13 protein-coding genes and 1 pseudogene are annotated in these 20,725 nt (G+C 69.8%); 5 read left to right on the top strand and 9 right to left on the bottom strand.

The genetic code is table 11. The features are described 5' to 3' along the window. Positions 1 to 68: 68 nt before the first annotated feature. The 3 genes and pseudogenes from ACRAKJ_RS19280 (at position 69) to ACRAKJ_RS19270 (ending at position 4,204) form a co-directional block, all read left to right on the top strand. Positions 69 to 500: a transposase gene (locus ACRAKJ_RS19280; RefSeq protein WP_438919794.1), complete on the top strand. Its 432-nt coding sequence runs from the start codon at positions 69 to 71 to the stop codon at positions 498 to 500. Between the two features lie 148 nt (positions 501 to 648). Next, positions 649 to 1,662, top strand: a pseudogene (locus ACRAKJ_RS19275) (IS481 family transposase); the annotation flags it as partial. A gap of 1,408 nt (positions 1,663 to 3,070) precedes the next feature. Beyond that, on the top strand, positions 3,071 to 4,204 hold the full coding sequence (locus tag ACRAKJ_RS19270; RefSeq protein WP_438919795.1) for a cytochrome P450: 1,134 nt from the start codon (positions 3,071 to 3,073) through the stop codon (positions 4,202 to 4,204). An 8-nt stretch (positions 4,205 to 4,212) separates the two neighbouring features. On the opposite strand, the gene ACRAKJ_RS19265 is transcribed toward ACRAKJ_RS19270, so the two are convergent. The 4 genes from ACRAKJ_RS19265 to ACRAKJ_RS19250 form a co-directional block, all read right to left on the bottom strand. After that, positions 4,213 to 4,347, bottom strand: coding sequence for a hypothetical protein (locus ACRAKJ_RS19265; protein WP_438919796.1), 135 nt, complete (start codon positions 4,345 to 4,347; stop codon positions 4,213 to 4,215). A gap of 257 nt (positions 4,348 to 4,604) precedes the next feature. Then, positions 4,605 to 4,856 (bottom strand): WGxxGxxG family protein, encoded by a 252-nt coding sequence (locus ACRAKJ_RS19260; protein WP_438919797.1) that lies wholly within the window; start codon positions 4,854 to 4,856, stop codon positions 4,605 to 4,607. Positions 4,857 to 5,111: 255 nt separating this feature from the next. After that, a complete protein-coding gene (locus ACRAKJ_RS19255; protein WP_438919798.1) occupies positions 5,112 to 5,348 on the bottom strand; it encodes a hypothetical protein in 237 nt (78 codons plus the stop codon). A gap of 931 nt (positions 5,349 to 6,279) precedes the next feature. After that, positions 6,280 to 6,429: a hypothetical protein gene (locus tag ACRAKJ_RS19250; RefSeq protein ID WP_438919799.1), complete on the bottom strand. Its 150-nt coding sequence runs from the start codon at positions 6,427 to 6,429 to the stop codon at positions 6,280 to 6,282. A 953-nt stretch (positions 6,430 to 7,382) separates the two neighbouring features. Between ACRAKJ_RS19250 and ACRAKJ_RS19245 the strand changes: the two genes are divergently transcribed. After that, on the top strand, positions 7,383 to 7,955 hold the full coding sequence (locus tag ACRAKJ_RS19245) for a DUF6247 family protein (RefSeq protein WP_438919800.1): 573 nt from the start codon (positions 7,383 to 7,385) through the stop codon (positions 7,953 to 7,955). A gap of 142 nt (positions 7,956 to 8,097) precedes the next feature. On the opposite strand, the gene ACRAKJ_RS19240 is transcribed toward ACRAKJ_RS19245, so the two are convergent. From ACRAKJ_RS19240 to ACRAKJ_RS19220, 5 genes are all read right to left on the bottom strand, one after another. Next, the gene (locus ACRAKJ_RS19240) at positions 8,098 to 9,720 is read right to left on the bottom strand and encodes a hypothetical protein (RefSeq protein ID WP_438919801.1); all 1,623 of its coding nucleotides are present in this window, start codon (positions 9,718 to 9,720) and stop codon (positions 8,098 to 8,100) included. Next, entirely contained in the window at positions 9,717 to 13,139 is a 3,423-nt protein-coding gene (locus ACRAKJ_RS19235; RefSeq protein WP_438919802.1) for a hypothetical protein, read from the bottom strand. The genes ACRAKJ_RS19240 and ACRAKJ_RS19235 overlap by 4 nt, the downstream gene beginning before the upstream one ends. Positions 13,140 to 13,156: 17 nt before the next feature. Beyond that, positions 13,157 to 15,277 carry a hypothetical protein gene (locus ACRAKJ_RS19230; RefSeq protein WP_438919803.1) on the bottom strand — a complete coding sequence of 707 codons (2,121 nt, stop codon included), beginning with the start codon at positions 15,275 to 15,277 and terminating at the stop codon, positions 13,157 to 13,159. Positions 15,278 to 15,290: 13 nt separating this feature from the next. Next, positions 15,291 to 18,056 (bottom strand): DUF6603 domain-containing protein, encoded by a 2,766-nt coding sequence (locus tag ACRAKJ_RS19225; RefSeq protein WP_447009063.1) that lies wholly within the window; start codon positions 18,054 to 18,056, stop codon positions 15,291 to 15,293. A 335-nt stretch (positions 18,057 to 18,391) separates the two neighbouring features. Then, positions 18,392 to 19,288 (bottom strand): alpha/beta fold hydrolase, encoded by an 897-nt coding sequence (locus ACRAKJ_RS19220; RefSeq protein WP_447009062.1) that lies wholly within the window; start codon positions 19,286 to 19,288, stop codon positions 18,392 to 18,394. 424 nt (positions 19,289 to 19,712) lie between these two features. Between ACRAKJ_RS19220 and ACRAKJ_RS19215 the strand changes: the two genes are divergently transcribed. Next, a complete protein-coding gene (locus ACRAKJ_RS19215; RefSeq protein ID WP_438919806.1) occupies positions 19,713 to 20,348 on the top strand; it encodes a haloacid dehalogenase-like hydrolase in 636 nt (211 codons plus the stop codon). Positions 20,349 to 20,725 lie beyond the last annotated feature (377 nt).

Genomic DNA, 20,725 nt, shown 5'->3' with positions numbered 1-20,725 from the left:
GTCCGAATACTCCTGCGGGCGGCACGTTGGCCTACTTCGCCGCCTAAGACGTCCGGCATGCCCGTGTGATGGGCCGCTGCGAGCCCACCACGGGCATCGTCCCGTTCTCCCGTCTGGTCGACCAGGTCATGACCACCGAGCCCTACGCCAGTGCCCGCCGCGTGTTCTGGATCGTGGACAACGGGGCGTCTCACCGCAACTGGGCCGCCGCTGCCCGGATGAACGACGCCTTCCCCAACGCCCACATGGTCCACTTACCGATACACGCCTCGTGGTTGAACCAGGTGGAGATCTACTTCTCCGCCGTGCAACGCAAAACACTCACCCCCGACGACTTCGGCGACCTCGACGAGGTCGCCGAACGGCTGTTGTCCTTCCAGGAGCACTACAACGCCACCGCCCACCCCTTCGACTGGACCTTCACCCCCCACGACCTCAACCAGTTACTCACACGGATCGGCCGTCACGACCGCCACGCACCACAACCCCTGACAGCATGATCAACCCGACGAACTAACGGGCACGACCACTAGATGTTGCGGGTCATGACGTTGGTGACGGCTGGTAGGGCCTGAGACGAGGGACGGGTCTTTCGGCGGCAGGATGAGAAGTGCGACCAACACATCCGCCGAGCGGAAAGACCCGTCCGTGCTCCACCGTAACGCCCCGCTGTCCGTCGAAGGCCGCCACCGCTTGGTCCAGCGCTGCCGCACCCGTCCGATCGCCCACGTCGCCGCCGAGATGGGCATCTCCCGGCAGTGCGCCTCCAAGTGGGTCAACCGCCACCGCCGCTTCGGCGAGGCCGGCCTGCTGGATCGTCCCAGCGCGCCGCACCGGCAGCCCACCGCCACCCCCGCCGAGGTCGTCGTCCACATCGAGCGGTTGCGCCGGGACCGCAAGTACTCGACCCGCCGCATCGCCCTGGAACTCGCCGCCGAGGGCACGGCCGTGTCGGTGCGCACCGTCGGCCGGCACCTGCTCCACCTCGGGCTCAACCGCCGCCGGTTCCTCGACCCCACCGGGGAGAACAACCGCGTGCCCCGCCGGACCGCCGCCCGCTGGCCCGGCCACATGGTCCACCTGGACGTCAAGAAGGTCGGCGTGATCCCCGACGGCGGCGGCTGGCGCGTCCACGGCCGGGGCAGCGAGCAGGCCAAACAGGTCGAACGCGCCAAGAACACCACCACCGGCAAGTCCGGCAGGCAGCGTAGCTACACCTACCTGCACTCCGCGGTCGACGGGTTCTCCCGCCTGGCCTACACCGAAGCCCTGCCCGACGAGAAAGCCGTCACCGCGATCGGCTTCACCCACCGCGCACGGGCGTTCTTCACCGCCCACGGCATCACCCACATCCACCGCATCGTCACCGACAACGGCCCTTGCTACCGCGCCCACGACTTCGCCACCGTGCTGCGCGGAGCCCGCCACCAGCGCATCACGCCCTACACCCCACGCCACAACGGCAAGGTCGAATGCCACCAGCGCATCCTGGCCGAGGAATTCCTCTACGCCCACGCCTGGACCAGCGAACAACACCGCACCGACGCCCTACAGGTGTGGAACGTGCACTACAACTACCATCGCCCCCACACCACCGCCGGAAACCGACCACCAGCCACACGGCTCCACACCGACGTCACCAACGTCCTGGCCTCATACAACCGGACCGAGCAGGGTGATCAGACCCGAGTCCTTGAGCAGGGCCACCTCGGCGTGCGGGGCGGAGCCCGCCCGGTCACGGGCCACCGCGTCGACGGCGAACAGCACGGCGACCTTCCGAGCCCGGTCGATCTACTCCTCGGCGGTGGCCGGAGTGGTGGTCCAGTCGCGTTCCGCAGAGGTGCTCACAAGCGGCTCCGATCACGTGTGCGGCGATGCGGCACTCCTTCCTACCGAGGACGCAAACCAACGCGACAGGTCCAAGCGGTGAAAAGATATTCCACCTCAGGCGAAGCCGCCCACCACAAGCCTCCGCAGTTCTGCGGCGGACAACACCCGCGCACGGCATTCTGCTACAAGCCGTTCAGCCGATTGAGAGCGGACGCCGGGATCACCAAACTCGACCTACCCCCTGGAATTACGGAATGGAAACCCTCATGCGTCTGCGTTCACTATTCGTCGCCCTGGTGGGCGAACTCCTCGGAACCGCCGGCCTGTCCCCCGTGCCCGCTTCCGCCTCGTCGTCCGTGGTGGATGTCAACTGCGCCCTGGGCATCCAGATCGGCACCTGCTCCCCCGGCATGACACTGCTCCCCAGGCACATCGACTTCCACGCCACCGGCACACTGGGCGGCTGCCTGTCCCCAGCCACCCCGACATCACCAGAGCCACCTTCACCTCCACCATCAGCGACACGCTCAGCTGCCTGGCAGGCTCCACCACCAACATCTCCACCCACCACTGGAACACCGGACACAGCAGCACCGTCCAAGGCTGCTTCGAGATCAACCTCAAACCCGACGGCACCACCGTCCTCGTCCTGACCGGCACCGCCGTCGACGGCCTCTTCCAAGGCGCCACCGTCGTGCAGAACAAAATCCTGCCCACCACCGACCTCACCGCCTGCCTCACCTCCAAGGACCCACCAGCGTCAGCGGCACCGTCACCGCCGTCCTGTGAATCGGCAAACAGCACCGTGCCGGGACTCTGGTCGTCGCCGAGAACAGGGACTGCGGGTAAGTTCACCCGGCGGCTCCACCACGCACGTCGTCGAGCTGCCTGACCTCACCCTCCGCCAGTCTCACCGAACCGGTCTCACCACAGCCTCTGCATCGGCACCTGTCTCTTCGCTGACCTACCGAGCCCGAATGACGGCCTGCGGCCTTCATCCATGTCGACGCATCAGGGTGAATCGTGTTCGCGATTCCTTGACCTCGGCGAAAAAACCTGGCAATACTGGATTTCCCCCACACGAGGACGGGTGCGATGAAACTGTTGCGAAAGATCATGCGTCGTCGCCGCTCCACCAACACCGGCTACTACGCCTACCCGACGGTGTGACCCGCTTCGCCCGGACCGAGCGTCGCCGGCGGTCCGGGCGAAGTCGCCCTCCACGCGCGGGCGAGGAGCCATGACCGAACCACTCGACGTCCTGATCGCGGCGGCGGGTTCCGGTGGAGGCGTCACCGAACTCGAACGCGGGCTGTGGCTGGTGACCGACCCCACCGAGACCGAGCGCTTCCTCGCGAGCAGGGACACGTCCACGGCCAGGGCCGCACGACGCACCAGGATCACGTCGTGGGGACCGGATGGGTTGGCCACCTGGATGGCGGTGCGCCGCGTCGTGCACCCCTTCCTCACCGCGTCCCGGCTGACCTCGGCGATCCCGGTGATCGCGGCCCAGGCCACCCGGGTCGTCTCCGGCTGGCCGTCGCCCGGCGTCGTCGACATCGGGCACGAAACCATCGCCTTGACCTCCGCCATCAACGTCCGACACCTGCTCGGCGAACCGTCCGAGGCATTGTCCTCCCTGGTCGAACGGGAACTGGTCCTGGCAGACCGGGCCCGTCGGACGCTCCGGCCCGGGCTCCGGCTGCGGCACGCCCAGCGCGCCACATACAACGCCATCCGACACCACGTCCGCACCCGTCCTCCAGCCACCGGATTGGCGGCCGCCCTGATCGACCACGGGTTCGACGAGCACACCGTGACATTGGCGCTGCGCACCATGCTGCTGTCCAGCCACCACGTACCCGCCACTGCCCTGGCCTGGGCCCTGCACGAGCTGGCCACCCACCCCGATATCCAGGAGCAGGCCCGGACCGAGGTCACCGCCGCGCGGACGGACCCGACTGCGGACCTGCCGCTGTGCCGGGCGGTGATCCGCGAGACCCTGCGCCTGCACCCACCGGTGTGGCGGCTGCGCCGGCAGCTCACCGCGCCGGCCCGCGGCCTTCCGGCGGCGGCGGGCCTGCTGTTCAGCCCCTACCTCAACCACCACGACCCGAACGCCTACCCGGAGCCCTCGCGGTTCCACCCGCAGCGCTGGAGCCAGAACTTCCACCCGGCGCCCGGCACGTACCTGCCCTTCGCTCTCGGCCCTCGCACCTGCCCTGCCTCGCAATTCGCCCTCACTCAGTTGACCGTCGTCCTCGCGGCCGTGCTGAGGAACCACCACCTGGCTCCTCACCGCACCCCCACACCGACCTTCGACACCCTGCACGCCCCCCGCCACCTGCGGTTGCGCCTGATCCCGGCGGCGTAGACCACGTCTCACGTGGCGAGTTCGGTGGGTCGTTTGAAGCAGATCAGTGCTGTGGCGAAAGTGAGGAAGGCGCAGAAGTCGCGGGCGTGACGTTCGTAGCGGATGGTCAGGCAGCGGTAGCCAGGTCCGAGTTCGAAACGCACTCAGAAGTCCTGAGGGGAGCCCACAACGCCCAGGCGTTACCTACCCGAGTTCCAGCGCAAGGTGCTCGATCTGGTCGCGTCTGCTTCTTCTGATCTTGGACCTCGCACGGGTGGTCACAGGAGGGCATTCAGCAGGACGGTAAGCAGCACCGAGGCCAGAATCGAGATCACCAGCATCGTCAGGCAGCCAGCACGGCCACCAAGGAATTCGACGCTGGTGTTGCCGAAGCGCATGGAAGTCCTTCTGCCGGGTCAGGTCACCGCCCGGCCACGTTGTGGTCGGTCACGTTGCGCTTCTTGCGGCCCGCCAAGCCCGCGAGACCCAACAAACCGAGAAGCCCCAGCAAGCCCCAGTTGCCGCTCCCGTCGTCGTCATCGTTGTTCTCCTGAGCCGTCACCGTCGCCACGGCACGAGGGGCGGTCTCGTCCGCGGACGCGACAGCGGCGGGAACGGCGGCCAGGCCCGCGCCCAGAACGAGTGCCGCGATGAAGCGCTTCACCTTGTCCATGTCATCTCCTCAGATCCGTCGATGGTCTTGGTGGCTGGGTACCGCCGAAGCTGCGGACCATGCGGACCCTGACGACCAACACCCACCCGAGTGACGCTGGCATGGTGTACCTGCGGTGAGCACCTCGACGACGGGTCGGTCAAGGATGGCGGCGGCCGTCGCACAGCGGTCTCAACCACGCCCGTTCGGTGGAAACTCACTCAAGGCACGTCACTCGAACTCGTTTGACGGAACCGACAACATGGCGGCGCGGTGTCACGCCGGGAGTACGACCCACTCCCATCCGGCGCCACCTTTCATGTTGACAGGCCCTGTCGCGCCGGTGGGCTGGTAGGTGATCGTCCCGCTCGCGTGCGGAGCGTCGAGGGCCAGCCAGCCGATGTACTTCCGGATCGGCTCGTACGGCCCCGCCGGCAACCGCTCGTCGTCCGGCAGGCAGGCATCCGACGCCGCGGTGTGGAGGTTGGTAGCGGTGACGCCGTCCGGGTCCACGAGGTGAAGTCGTCCGCGCGGATGGGCCGACTGTTGACGGTCACGATCGACGACATGTCGAGGTGGATCGCGAGCAGGATCATGTGCCCATGCTGCGCCGGCCGCGAGAACCGACCTGCGCAAGGGCCGTCCACCGTGACGGCGCCGAGCGTGAATCGGCCCAGGACGACACCCTCTGCGTTGGTCACACTGGCCGACTGCTCGACGGCCTTCACCTCCAGGCCACGGGGCGAGATGGCAGACGCGGCGGCGGTACTCGTCGTGGATGTCGCCGACGGCGCGGCGGCGGCGTCGGCGGCGGGCGCGGCATCCGGAGTCGACGTGCACGCGGCGGACAGGGCAGCGGCGATACAGTAGCCAAGGCAGAAGGAATCGCACGGTGCATACCGGTCGGTCGCGCAGGCGGCGACGGTGTTACGACACCGCCATGTTCCGCAGTGGCGCAGACACCCGAGTTCTTTTCGACCCGGCGTCGTGGGTGGTGACCGTGGTGGAGATGTGGTGACGATCCTGGTGGATGACTTCTCGAGCAAGCAAGACCATCGCCGGGAGCTTCGTATGCTTTCAACCCATCCGCGATCGACTTGTGCAGTTCACATCTTCAGCTCCTTGTACGGAACTGACCACGCACGGGCGACGGATCGGCAGCAGGGGGCGCAGGCTCGGTCGGAGTCGTTCACGATCGCGAACAGGGAACAGCAGCGGTGGTCGCGCCAAGCTTCAACGTGAGCGATCACGGATGGTCCGAGCGATCACGATCCACCGCTCGCGGCGGTGCCGTCGTCGGAATCCCGGCGCGGTGGAGCCGACGGTGCTCTTCCACTTCGACCGCTGACCGACCGGCGGAATCGCGCCGGCTCGTCCTCCGACAGGTCGGAGTCTTCCGGCTCGTTGATCCGCCGGTGTACGGGTCGAGGCACGCCCCAACCACCTACACCGAGCCCTCTTGGTCGGGGTGCAGTGCCGCGCCGGGGTCGAGCAGGCAGCCCGTGGTTCCGGTGGCCAGGTCCATGGACAGGCACATGAGTTGTTCACCGGGAAAGGCGAGTTCACCGCAGTAGGGCATGGCGTACCAGGCCATGGTGTCGACTCCGCCAGGTGGGCCAGGTGAGCCCGATACTGGCCAGGCCACCGCGCGGGTCCGACGGCAGTTGCCACCAGTCCTCGGCCAGCACGCGCTCGACGAGGACGAGTGCGTGCTGGCGGTGTCCCAGACGGTCCAGCGCATAGGCCGTGCCGGACAGGCCGTCGTAGAAACCCGACGGAGTGCGGGGTGACCCGTTCGCGCTGTGTCGGATCAGCCACTGTTCGGCCGGTTCGCAATGGGGGCGCCGGTTCCGAGCGGGGCGTACAGCACGCCGGCAGCGCCGCAGGCCATATCCAGCCCTCCCCCGGGTGAGTACTGGTCGATCGCCGAGGTCAGTGACATGAACAACGCCAGGCGCAGGCCAGGCAGTACAGGTCCACGTCCGGGCCGGTGCGGTCGGCCGGAGCCGAGAAGCCGGGATTGGCCACGACCTGCCATGCGTCCTCTTCGCGGCGTGCGGCGACCGGACCGGGCGCTCCTCGCCGGGGACGGTAACGCAGCAAGTCTGCTGAACAGTTCGCCTTCTCCGGTGCAGAGCTTCTTCACCGCTCCTCTCTCGTCCTGTTCAGGCCTCGCACCTGGGTGGCGGTAGCCGGGGCGGCTGTGTGCCCAGTGAGAGTCCATGTGGCCTCCGCGGGCGCGCACGTGCCGGCCAATCGGTGGACGCGGGTCGCGCCGCCTGGGGCGAACGGGCGGTGCGCAGGCGTCGCACGGCGAGGAAGGCGTGCTCGACCACCGACGCGGCGTGCGCTGGGGCGTCCGGGAGCACCCGGTTCTCCCGGACGGCGGTGCAGTGCGGCGTCCCGGCACCCCTCAGTGGTCGACATCGCACCTTGGTCGAGGTGTGCGGCCTGGAGGACGACTTGCCTCGCACAGCGGTCGGCGCACCGGTACCGCGTCCGGCGTGCTCTCCTGCGAGGACCTCGGCGGGCGACACCCGGGTCGCGATGGTGTCCCGGCGTCCGGTGGCGGTGGTCGGGCCTGCTATCCGGTGTGTGAGCTCTCCGACTGCCCGCTCGCCCGAGCGGGACAGGCCTGTTGGCCGGGCTGCGGACGTGGACGGTCTGGAGTCGGTGCCCGAGTGGGTTGGTGATGGCGGGGCGGCCGCGCTGTTCGGTTCGCCGGAGTTGATCCGTGCCGCGTTGCTGCCGGAGCACGCCGACGAGTTCGATGCCGCTTTCGATGCCGCGTTGACCGCGGCCCGACGGACTCTGCGTCTGGACCAGTTGCGGTCGACCGCGCAGGTGTGGCGGCGGGTCGCGGTGCTGACCCGTGAGACCCGGGGGGCGGCCCGTCAGCTGGTGGACACCACCGTCGAGGTCCGTCGTACGAGTGCCCCCGGCCTGGCAGCGTGTCGTGGGACGAGTTGCGGGCGGAGTTGGTTCTGTAGTCGCCGGTGGCCCGGGCGGCGACGACGATCATGGCGTACACCCTCGACATCGATCCTGATGCGCAGGAGCAGATCCGGGCGCTCCCGCCCGAGGCGCTTGTCGCGCTCGGCGAGGCGTTCGAAATCCTGACCCCGGTCCCCGAGCGGGGCGGTCCGCTCAACCCGGACAGTCCGGATGGCGGGCTGTTGCACCTGACGTTCGGCCAGGGGCGTGGACTGATCACCTACTTGCTGCTGACCACGCGGGAAACCAATGCCGGCCAAGGGGTCGGCTACCGGAAGGTGGCGTGCAGTACGTCGTCGAGCACGGCCAGCGACGGGCTGGTGGTGGCGGGCAGAGGAGAGATCTCGACCGGTGGCGACCACGTACTGATCGCCGACATCGTGCGCAGTTGCAGACGGGTGTTCTCGTCGAGGTAGGCGCACCTCAAACCAGGGCTCATTACCAGCGCGGGCTTTTCCGAGGTGCGTGCTCCGGGCATGGGCCTGGGGTTGGAGATGGTGACGGCATGGACGTAGATCGAGCCGTCTTCGGTGCGGTACGCGCACATCGGGATCAGGCCCCACATGGCCGCATCCGGTGCGTGGGTCGTCTTGTTGCCGCTGGCGATCGGTTCGGCGGCAGACCATGACCCGGTGGTGGGAACAGAGCCCCAGTACAGCGATCCGTCCGGTCGCCGGAACACGCAGTTGACCAAGTTGGGGTTTTCGTTGGTGAGGGCCGGCCGATGACTGGTTGTCCAGTTCGCTGCGGTGATACGGGTGGGGGAACTCCAGGACAGCTGCGCGCCGTCCCGTTCACCGTAGGTGACGTGCATCGCGTCATCAGGGGTTCGGTAGACGCAGCACACCCTGCCTCGAACTTCGGTGAAGGCGGGTTCGGCTCCGACCGGAAGACTCAGACGGATGGGTACGTCGGCCCAGGAGCCGTCGATGAAGGTGATCCACCGGAGATCGTCGGTGAGGAAACCGGTGCCCGCGCAGTGCAGTTGGTTGCCGTAGCGAAAAAGGCCGGGTGTCTGGGTGCCGAAGAGACCGGGAACGTTCGACGCGGTCCACAAGCCACCGCCTGCGGGCCTCGTGGCCGAACGCAGGTTGCCGATCCTGCCGTAGACGTAGAGGTCGCCGACCTCCAGGTCTGGGACGCGGACGCTCACGGTGGTGCTGAGGATGTGTTCCGCTGTGCCGGTGCCGACTTGGACGGTGGCGCGCAGGTAGAACACGGTGGTGTTGGTGACCTCGGCGACGGTGTGGCTCGCCTGTCCGTGCATGTTGCAGTCGCTGGTGTCGTAGAGCAGCCGGAGGGTGCCGTAGCCGCCGGCTTCCCAGGTGAGCCGCACGTCGTCGCCGTTGTCGATCAACAGCGGCGTGGCGATGAAGTTGCGCAGGTAGAAGCTGGCGGGGAACTTGCCGATCTCCAGCGTGACGGTGTCGGTCTCCCACCTCTGTTCGCCGACCACGCGGTGTTCGGTCTCGATGCGGAGCGGGGCCACGCCGACCTCCCGGTTGACGCGCACGTCCAGGAGCTCGATGGTGATGCCCTCGTCCTTGCTGATGGTCGAGTGTCCGGAGGTGGGCAGGAAGGTGATGGTCTTCTGCTGCGGGTTCGGTGTGGGCGTCCAGTCCTCCAGGCTGACCCGGGCCTTGATCCCCTCCAGGTCCAGGGCGAGGTCGGGGGACGCGGTTCCGGTCGGGATGACGAGGGTGATCTTGCGGCACTCGATGGCTTCGCGGCTGCGGCGGCTGCCGACGATGAAGAGGTTGGCCAACTCCGGGTTGCCGGTGGACGGGGAGACCCGGACCGGACTCGGGTCGGAGTCGTAACCGAACTCCAGTGCGGTCGCGGTGGTCCGCGTCTCGGGGGTGTGGGTGATGCTCTGGATCACGGTGCTCATGACTGCGCTCCACGGGTACGGGCCGATTGCGCGGCGTCGTTGAGGACGAGGAAACCCGAGCGGATTTCGGGGTGGTGGGAGTCGGGCAGCTCGGTGGGGTCCGGCACGGTGATGGGGGTCTCCGCCCAGTTGGCGCCGGTGCGTTGGACCCAGGTCCAGCTGCCGGTGGCGGTGGCCGGGTGCGGCAGGACGGTCGCACCGTCCTGTGCGCTGCCGGCGAGGATCGGGCCGGCCCGGAAGTTGACGGTCATGCCGGTCAGGGCCGCGTCGGTGAACTCCGCGGGAACGTGGAGCGCGGCGACGGGGAGGATGTCGGTGGTGGCGTGGACGGCCGCCCGGGGATCGAGGAGGAGGGTGACCCGCGCGCTGCTCTCGCCGGCGAAGGCGAGCCTGAACCGTTCACCCTTGTCGATGTAGCGCAGGTAACCGCGGGAGTCGCCTTTCGGTGGCACGATGGTCTCGAAGTGGTCGTAGTCGTCGTTGTGCGCGTAGCCGATCAAGCCGTCGTCGGTCTGCGCGGCCTCTCCCAGCCGCACGATCCACTCGTAGTGCGGCATGCGGGGCTGCGGTCGGTCGATGACGTTGAGCCAGGTCACGTCCGTGCGGACCGGGCCGCACAGGTCGAGGTCCAGGCGGGCGCGGACCAGGGCGAGGGGGCGGCCGAGGAGGAAGGCGAGGCTCTGGTCGTCCGGGCCTTCCGGGTCGACGGTGGTGAGTGCGTCGTCGAGGGTGGCGCGGAAGGTGTCGAGCACCTGTGGTCCGCCACGCCGGATGGGGTCGAGGAAGCGGTGGGCGTGCGGGGCCACTTCGGCGAGCTGGTCGAATTCGGGCGCCTGCGAGTCCGGGAGTGCGGTCCAGCCGACCGTCCGGGCGCCGTCGGTGCCCAGGACGGTGCGCAGGTCGCCGAGGGCGTGCCCGGCCGGGTCGTAGCAGGCGACCGACCGGTCGAGGCGGTTGTGGACCAGCCAGGCGCAGACCGGGTTGGCGCCGGGGGTGAGGGCGACGTCCTGGTCGGTCCGCGCGGAGAGGAAGTCGAAGCGCAACCGGGCCGGTTGGAGCAGGCGAGGGCTCAGCTCGACGTAGCGGTCGACGGCGATCTCACCGACCGGGTGCCGGGGGATCATGGTGCGCGGGATGTGGAGGTCGAAGTGCAGGCGGTTGTCGATGCGGTTGACGGCGCGGCCGAACCGGTCGACGACCGACAGGTCGGTGAACAGCAGCTGGCCGCAACGCAGTTCCTGGAAGTCGGAGGGCTCCCACTCGTCCCAGTCGGAGATCGGTTGCGGTCCGGGGTCAGGGGCGAGTTGGTCGCCGTTGCCGATGAGGTCGGCGACGGGGCCGATGGCGCGCAGGGTGGCGCGCGGGTCGCGTTGGCCGACGGCGGCGCTCAGCCCGTCCAGGCGCTGGGAGAGCTGGTCGAGGTTGCGGACCTGGGCACGCAGCGCGTCGATGAGGCCGGGCGGCAGGTCGCCGCGGCCGTGGGCGTAGGCGGCGAACTTGCCGTCCTGGTCGTGGCCGCTGGTCGGGGCGAGGGTCTGGCGTCCGGAGACGGTGATGGCGTCACCGAACTCCCCGCCCTGCCAGCCGTACCGGTAGCGGTCGAACTCCCAGCGCTGGGTGCCGTCGGCGTCCTGGAAGGGCAGGGCGGTGTACTCGGCCTTCCACATGAGGTAGAGGGGTTGCCAGGGCTGCCGCCAGGGGTCGCTGCCCAGGGCCGGGAGGGTGCCGGTGGCGCCGCCCAGGTCCACATCGTTCTCGCGTGCCCGGTCGAGGATGCAGAACTCGGTGAGCAGGGCCGGCACGACCGGCGAGAGCCCGGTGGTGTTCACCTGGGCGACGTCTGCGGCCACGCTCGCGGCGGTGATCGAGCCGACCGCGGTGACCAGGCGTTCCCCGGTGCGGCAGGGAAGTGCGCTGCCGCGGGTCATGGGGGCGTTGAGGTTGGCGCCCTGCAACATCAGGACGGGGTCGGCGTGCTGCTCGTACGGGTCGAGGGGAACGCGCTGGAGCACGCGGCCGGCGGGTAGGCCGTGGTCGACGGCGTAGGCGTGGGCGCGTCGGGCGAGGGTGTCGGCGTCGCGTGCCCAGGGGATCTCCTCCCGCAGGGTGCGGAGTTCGGCGGCGAGCGCGGCCACGACGCCCGCCGCGCCGTCGGGGTTCGTCGGGTCTAGTTCGGTGCCGACGCGGCGGGTGAACTCGGGGGGTTTGCGGGTTTCCCGGTCGAGGGCCCACAGGTGGTAGAGGTGTTGCTGGGCGTCGGCCAGGGCGCGTTCGCGGGCGTCGAGCCGGGCCTGCGTGGCGTTGAGACCGGTGACGAGGTCCTGCTCGACGTCGCGTTGCCGGGCGCGCTCGCCGGCGGACAGGCCGGTGGGGGCGCCGCGGTCCACGACGCGCCAGGCGTATCCACCGGGTACCGGTCCGAAACCGTTGTGGTGCGCGGCGCGATCGGGGAACAGGTCCCCGTCCGGCCGGTCCAGTTCGGCCAGGACGCCGAGGAGGAACCCGCGGTAGAGGCGGGCCTCGTCCTCGCTGAGCCCGTTCGCACCGCCGGCTGTGTCCTGCAGGACGGCGGCGGCCTCGGCGGCGCTGTTGCCGATGGAGACGGCGATGTCGTCGGGGTCGGGGCAGTCGGATTCGGGGATGTCGCCGTCGGGCTGCCAGTCGACGCCCAGGGCGCTGCCGACGTGCAGCGAGCGGCGAGGGCTGCCCAGGGTGGAGGCGAGGCTCCACTCCAGTCGGTCCAGGATGTCGGTGACGTCCTCACCGCTGTTGAGGATGTCGCTGCTCTCGTCGGCGTACCAGCCGACGACGTGGTAGCTGAGCCGGGCGTCGCCCTCGACGTCCTCCAGCGTGTCGTGCAGCGAGAACACGTTGGTGTTGTAGGGCTGGAAGACGGAGAAGGTGAGCAGGCCCGGTCCGAGGGCGGTGAGGAACGGCTCGCGGACGCCGTCGGGTTCGCGCCACGGTGACTGCGCGGTGAGTTCGTGCCGTCGCCCGATCTTGGTGGCGGTCGGGGTGGGCGCGGCGGGGTCCAGGTAGGACACGGTGCCGCTGTCCGGGTCGAGGTGGTCGCTCTCGACGATCCACGACCGCATGCCGGCGGCGCCGCGGCGGGTGACCAGCCAGCGGTTGGGGACGAGCGGGAAGTCGCCGACCTCGCCGCTGTCGTCGTCCTGGTGGCCTCGGCACAGTGCCTCCGGGAGCTGCCACTGAAGGTAGACGCCGAGTCGTTCGGGCTTGTCCCGCCATTGCTCGGTGCCGTCGAAGGGCATCGGCTCGGAGGGCCTGTTCTCCTCGGTCAGGGCGCGGAAGTTGGCCTGCCAGCGCTGGAATACGTACGGGTCGGCGGCGTCGCGGGTCTGCGCGTTGACGGCGAACGCGGACACCTCGACCGGGACCACCAGAGTCGGGTTGGGCATGGCGGGGTCCGTTCTGGTCAGCGGCGGTCGAACGTCTGCGACTGCGGGGCTTTGATCATCTGGAGGGCGAACTGCGCCGGGGACAGCCCGTCGCGGCCGTGTGCGGCGGCGAGCGCGGGCGCGAGCTTGTCGGCGATGTCGAGCACATCGCCCGCGGGGCGCAGGAAGCGGCCGAAACCGGGCGGGTCGGGGAAGTCGTCCATGGGGGTGCCGATGTCGGGAGGGGTGAGTTTGCGCAGCTCGATGGTGCCGCCCAGGCCGATTCCGAAGTGCAGTCCTTGCGGCGGTTCGGCGAGTGCGAAGGTGTCGATGACCCGCGGGTAGAGCAGCAGCAGCACATCGGTGCCGTAGACGGCCCGGCGCACCGGTTCGAGCTCGGTGTCGCCGCGGAATCCGGCGATGACCGTCTTGGGCCAGTTCGGGACGAGTCGGGAACGCAGCAGCACCCCGCACGCGGGCGCGTCCCGCACCCGGGCGGCGAGGTTGTTGAGGTCGGCGTCGAGCGCGTGTCCGACGCCGACGCTGAGCGCTCCGTGGACGGCGGCGCTGATCCAGCCCGCGTCGACGTGGAAGAAGCGGATGCTCTCCTCGGGCAGCATGCGTTCGTCGGGCACCAGGTGCTCGAACGGGACCATCTCCAGCAGCACCAGGCGGTCGAGCCAGGCCCGGACCGGGTCGAGTTGGGTGGCGGTGGCACGGCTGAGGACGTCGCGGGTGTCCGCGTCGGCCAAGGTGGTGCGCAGGTCGTCGGCGCTCGGCGGGGCGGGCGGTGGCCGGCGTGGAACGGGGCGGCGTTCGGCCTGGTTGAGTTGGGCGCCGGTGCGGGTGAGCGCGTCCATCAGCCGGCCCTCGGTGGTCAGCAGCCGGTCGAAGTCCTTCCGGGCGAGGTTGGTCCCGAGCAGGGCGGCGGCCTCGCGGGATCCTCGGTCGACGAGTCGGGGGTGTGCGAGCAGGCGGCGGGCGGCACGGCGGGCGGCCTTGCGGAACGCGAGGAGTCCGGTGCGGAACGGGGCGTCGGCGAGGGCGAGCACGCGACCGATGCTGAACGCGTCGGCGTAGCCGGTGTCGAAGACGCCGTGCTGCTCCAGGTAGATCAGCGCTTCGCCGGGGGATTCCAGGCGCGCCGCGGCGGGTGGGGGCAGCGGCTGGGCGGGGGTGGCGGTGAACGGGCCGCGGTAGAAGCCGACGGTGCGCTCCCCCGACTCGAGGCGGTGCGGCAGCGCGGTGGCGCCGCTGTCGAGCCGTTGCCGGGTGTCGGGGTCCATGGCGGAGGTGTCGATGGGCAGTCGCAGCTGCGGGGCCGGGTCGGCGGCGAGGTGCTGCACCAAGCCGCCGAACCCGGAGGTGTTGCCGGCGAGTGCCTCGAAGGACCAGGAGTGCAGTGAGACCATTCGCAGCCCGCCGCTCGGGAGCGTGCTGGTGCCGCGCAGGTACGGTTCGACACCGTCGAGCGAGATCAGGTGGACCGCGTGCTGCCCGCCCGACTGGGCGGGAAAGCGGTTGGCGACAACGACGGCGTTGAGGTCCTCTTCCTCGGGCTCCGGGTCGGAGTTGCGCGTCGCGTCGGGCGGTCCGCCCTCGCGGACGTGGGCGAGCAGCGCCATCTCGGACGGCTTGGGGAACAGGGTGGTGAACAGCTGCGCGGACACGTGGATGCTGTGGCACGCCAGTTCGCGCTCGTCGTCGAAGAGGCTCTCGGCCCCGATCGCCGGTGGCTGCCCCGGACCGGCTCCACCCGCCAGGAGCTCGTCGACCGTGGACACGACGACCTGGCCCACAGCCTCGGGGTCCTCGGGGAGTTCGCCTTCGCGGAAGACCAGCAGCGCCAGCCACGGCACTTCCGCGGCGATCTCCTTCAGCTGCCGCAACCACGGCAGCGCGGGGGTGTCCAGGGTGATGTGCGGCAGCACCTCGTGGAAGGCGCCGACCGCGCCGGGGACCGGGTAGCAGGCGTGGATGTCGTCGGCATCCACCGTGAAGCGCGACTGCCGCACGTCGAACGGTTGTCGGCGGGTGGGCAGGGAATTGCCGGTGTCGAGTCCGGTGATGGTCTGCTCGACGGTGAGGACGTACCGGCCCGCGGACAGCGACGGCAGGCGGTGGTCGAAGAACCGGGTGCGGTGGCCGACAGTGGCCATGGTGTGCGTCCTCTTATCGGCTGGTGGCGGGTGCGAGCATCGGCTCGGCGGTGAAGGCGGTCCCGGCGGCGCGGCTGTAGGCACTCAGGTCGTTGTCGAGCAACCCCAGGTCCAGGCCCGCGTCGGCGAGCCGGCCGGCGAGCCGCTCACGTGCCTCGACCTGCCGGTCGGCGGCTACCGTGTCGACGATGCGGCGGATCACCCCTCCCCCGGCGGGACGTCGGGGCACCGCACCGGTGGGCGGCGCGTCGGGATCGAGCGGGCGGGGGCCGTTGGGGCGGATCGGGTCGAAGGCCAGGGCGTCCTCGCCGATGTAACCGGTGGAGGTGCCGTTGCGCAGCGGCGGCGACGCCAGGCGGATCCCGACGAGCTGATCCTTGATCAGGTGTCCGTCGCCGGTGGGCAGCGTGGTGCCGGTGCCGGTGCCCCACAACGCCTGGGGCACGGTGGCGGTGACCGGGATCCGCGACCACGCGGTGAGCTTGTGCTCGGTTCCGTCGCGGGTGAGCGAGACGACCTGCACGCTGGTGCGACCGGTCTCCTGCATGGGGCGGATGTTCAGAGTGCCGCCGCGCTCGGCGGGCGCACCGGTGCGCCCGTCCAGGTACAGCTCGGTGACGGGAACGGTGGAGTCGGTGGTGCAGCAGAACCCCGCCGAGGAGACCAGCCACGCGTCGCCGGAACGGCTGCCCCCCGGAACCGGCACCTCGATCAGCCCGGCGCCGGGGATCACCCGCACGTTGCTCCCGGCCGGCGGCAGCATCTCGCGGAACCCGTTCCAGTCCAGCGTGTTCGGCACAGCGCTGCGGGAGTGGCCGAAGTCGATGGTGAAGGAGATGAACCACAGGTGGATCCTGGCCTGCCCGCCGGTGGGCGGGCCCCACACGCGCAGGCTCACCCCGACCTCCACCGTGATGGTGATCCGGACGAACAGGATTTTGACCGAGGCCGAGACGCCGATGGAGACCTTGACGCCGACGTCGAAGGAGAACGGCTTCCACCGGACGAGCGCATCGACCTCGGCCAGGCACCAGGCGCGGACCGGGCCCGCGTGGAAGCGCACGTCGAGGCCACCGCCGACCATCACCGCCTCCGGGGTGATGGCGAAGTACGCGTCGCCGGAGACGGTGACGTTGCCACCCAGCGCCCAGTCGAACCCCACCCGCGGCACCAGCGGGTACGCCGACGGCACCTGGTAGTTGGGGTGGTAGCCGCCCAGGGTGAAGACGAGGTCGCCGGCGCGCGAGTTGTCGCCGTACCAGACCTTCAGCGCCGCCCCGCCCCGCAGCTTGCAGTTCTCGTCCAGGAGGAACGAGTCGGGGGTGAGCTGGGCGCTGATCATCAGCTCCCCCTGGCGTGGTTTGATGACCGCCAACAGCCCTATTTCCACCTTCGCGTACTTCTTCCCACCGCCCTTGGGGAACTCCGTGCCGCCCAAGCCCATGAGGGCGATGGTGAGCTCGTCGCCGGTCTGCACCACGGCCAAGGCGCGGGCGTGCACGATTTCGGCCACGCTGAACGCCAGTCCGGCGGCGAGCCACAGCTCGTTCCGCTTCGGGGCGACCCAGGGAGATGATCCCTTGACCAGGGATCCCAGCACGGAGACCGGGTCACCCGGGTCGCCGCCGATGGCGGCCGGGTCCTTGAGGGCCTGCAGGAACGGGAAGCCGTCCAGGTCGTCCACCGAACCCGGCACCCGCATGCGGCTGTTGTAGCCCATACCCGCGGCGATCCCGCTGATCCGCAGCCCCGGGATGCCGATGCCGGGGTCCGCGCCGACCGCGCCGAACCCGAAGAACGACGGGGCGGTACCGGACTCGGGCACCACGACGGCACCCATCGCGCTGCCGTAAAGCGCCTTGAACGACCAGAGCAGCACCCCGCCCACGATCACCCGGTAGGGGGCCTTGGCGGGCACGACGTTCAACGCGCCCGCGATTTTCAGCGGTGGGGCGTCGTGGTCGATGCTGACGCCCTTGCCCTGCGCCGCATCGCCGATGCCGCCCCAACCCGCCTTGCGGCCCGAGCCGGGCAGGCCGAGGACGGCGAAGCCGTCACGGGTCGGCACGGCCCTCGCGGTGCCGACCCGTGTCGACCCGGTCGTCGTGGGCGCGGCGGGCAGGGCGCGACCGAGGCCGTCCACGCGCCGGGGGTCGAGCGGGGGCCGCACCCTTTCGCCCCGGATGGGCACCGCCGTGCCGTCCGGGAGCAGGAGCCAGTCCCCGGCGGCCAGCCCCGCGGGCAGACGCAGGTCCAGCTCGGCCAGCCGTTGCTCGGTCAGTTCGTTCGACGTGCACAGCACCCGCCAACCGGTGTTCTCGACGAAGAGCAGCCGCTCGTCGTCCCGGCGGAGCAACGCCATCCGGTCGTGCTCCCCCAGTCCGCTCAGCGTCAACAAGGCCGGCTCCGCCACCAGCCGCAGCCGCGTCACCCCGTTGTCGGGCAGGTCCGGCATGTCGACACCCAGTCGCCGGGCGAGATCTCCTGCACGCACCCCCGGCTCCGGCAGCTCGGTCTCGAGGACCACCCGGACCACCGCTTCGCCGTGGTGCTCGAACACCAGGCGCACCGGCACCGGCTCTCCGGCGAGCGCGGTGCGGGTGGTTCCGGTGACCCGCAGCGCCACCGGATCGCTCGCCGTGGCGTCGACCCGCAGCACGCCGTCGTGGGTCAGCAGGCGGAAGGGATCACCGACCCCGAGCACCGAGTCGGACAAGACCACCTCCCGTCCTTGCCCGTCCTCGAGCAGTTCGCGCAACTCGCCGACCTGCATGACCATCCACACTCCTCGGAGCTGGGAACGACGAATGTCGAGCTGGGCCTTGTCCAACGTCATCGTCCAGCCGTCGTCGGGCTGTCGGCCGGAGCACGCTCGCGGCGCTGCACCGACCAGGGCGGCCTTCGCTGTGTCGGAATCGGGGCCACACTGCCGTGTGGCGGCGTTGAACAGGGGGTGGTGGCCGGCGCGGTACAGGCACGAGATCCGGAAACGCGACCCCGTGAACCCAGGGCGCACCGGGGTCTTCGCCGATCCCGGAGCGCTTCACTTCCGCCGCCGTGTCGGTCCGACCCGGCGGCCGGGACCGGAACTGCCGGGGCGCCGGCACCCGGCCGTCAGGCGCCGGTGGCCGCAGGGGTGTCGACGGTCTTGCGGGCGTTGGCGTCGATGGTGTCGATCAGCTGCGGCCAGAGGGGTTGGGGCAGGTCGTGGCCCATGTCGCGGAGTTCGAGGTAGGTGGAGTCACGGATGGCGTCGTGGGTGGCCCGGCCGCCGCTGACGTTGATCAGGCTGTCCTCGACGCCGTGGATGACGGCGGTCGGGATGGTGAGCTGCTGCAGGCCCCGGGTCCGGTTGACGGCGGCCGCGATCGCGGCGAACTGCCGTTTGGCGCCTGCGGGGTGCAGGCCCCGGTCGTAGGAGGCCTCGGCCATTTGTCGGCGGCGGTCGCGTTCGGTGTCGGCGTGGGTCTTGGAGCCGATGATCCGGTAGATGTTCGCGATGTGGGCGATGGCCTTGTCGCGTTCGGGGGGCGTGGGCGCCAGCAGGGCCAGGGCGGCTTCGAAGGTGGGCTGGCCGACCCGCGGGTCGCCGGTGGTGCTCATGATCGAGCACAGGCTGGCGACCCGCTCGGCGTGGTGGATGGCGACGAGTTGGGCGATCATCCCGCCCATGGAGGCACCGACCACGTGCGCCCGGTCGATACCGAGGTGGTCGAGCAGCCCGACGGTGTCGGCGGCCATGTCTACCAGGTGGTACACCGGTTTGCCCAGGTCGGGATCAATGGTGGCGGCGATCTTGTCCGACAGGCCGCTGTCGCGGTTGTCGAAGCGGATCACCCGGTAGCCGCGTTCGCCGAGCGCGGCGATGATCTCATCGGGCCACAGGATCAGCTGGGAGTTCAGGCCCATGATCAGCAGCAGCGGATCGCCGGAGGGGTCGCCCTCGTCGCGGTACCACAGTCGGATGCCGTTGGTGGGTGCGTAGTCGCCGGGTTCGTCGGGCGTGGTCACGACGTTGCCTTTCCGTTGGGACGGGCTCACATGGACAGGCGTGGTTACGCGGGCTTGGTTTCGGTGACCGGTGCGCTGCTGATCCGATGTCGGCGTTTTCCGCCCGGTGGGCCCGCACGCCGTGTGGTTCCGAGCCTGGCGGGCATCTGCGATTCCGACCATTCCCCATAGGAGTGAACCCACAGTAGTCAAAGTGCTACTCCATGTTGTAAATGGTGGAGTCCCGTGTGCCCATGGCGTGATCGACCACGTGAAGTGTCGTCACCCTGGTCCGGACGAGGGCCGGATCAGCAGGATGGACGCTTTTCACACCACTGTGTCCTGCCGGGACCTACTCAGGGTGGACAGATGAGGCGAATTCTCACTCTCCGGTGATATCCGGCTTGTCGCCAGCCCGGCGGACGCGTGCAGTGCGGTCCTGTCGATGCATCCGCCCCCTTTGCCTTGGGGCGCAGTACTGTTGGGCGGTCAGGCGACCGGCGTCCTTGCGAGATCGGGACCTCTTTCGGGTGAAGATGATCGTGTTCCCCCTCGACGACGTCGAGGTGTCGGGAGTGCTCCTGGGATACGAGTAGCGGTGCTGGATGTCGACGGGACGTTGGTCGAGGCTCCCTTGCCGGCGATGTCAGCCGATGCCGGGTTGGCGGCTCGGGATCGGCTGACGTTGTTGCGGTGGGCTTCGGCGACCGGAGAGCCGGAGGATTCGGTGGTCGCGGGGCGGTTGCACGGATTGTTCGCCGCGATGCTGACCGGTGTGGCGTGCCGGGCGGTGTCGGCGGTGGCGGCTCGGATGTGGTCGCGGCAGCGTCGGCGGGTGTTCCCTTTCGCCGCTCCGCTGGTCGTGGCGTTGAAAGACGCCGGCTACCTGCCCGCGTTGATCTCGGGCGGACCGGAGGAGTTGGCGGCCTGCTTGGCCGTCGAACTGGGTGTGGAGCTGTTCCGGGGCACGCGGTTCGAGACGGCAGACGGGCCGTACACCGGTCGGGTGGCCTCGTGGGTGCTCGCGACGAAGGACGCGATGGCGGCGCGGAGTTGGCCGGGTGCGCGGAAGTGGGCGTGAATTGGCCCGGGTCCGTGGCGGTCGGCGACTCGTTGGGCGACGTGTCGTCGGGTCGGGCCGGCCGGTGGTGTTCGAGCCCTCGCCCGCGTCGAGGGCACCGTCGCGTGAGCGGTCCTGGCCGGTGTGCGATCGGACGAGCCTGCCGGCGCTGCTGCGCGACGGGGTCGATCTGCCGGTGCCGGCGTTCCCGTCTCTTCGGCCGGTGCCGGCGATGTCCGCCGCGTCGCGGCGGTTGACCGAGCGGCTGCTGGCTTCGGTGACCGGACGCGGGGCGGTGGTCGGTGATCCGCGCAGCCGGGTCACCGAGTCGGCGTTGGTGCTGCCCCTGCTGCGCGCGAGGGTCTCTTGCCCCAGGTGCGGGGCCGGTTGCGTGGATG

It is taken from the genome of Saccharothrix sp. DSM 118769 (assembly GCF_052936295.1).
Note: the sequence above shows the minus strand (reverse complement) of the source record. Positions and strands in the feature narration are given on the sequence as shown.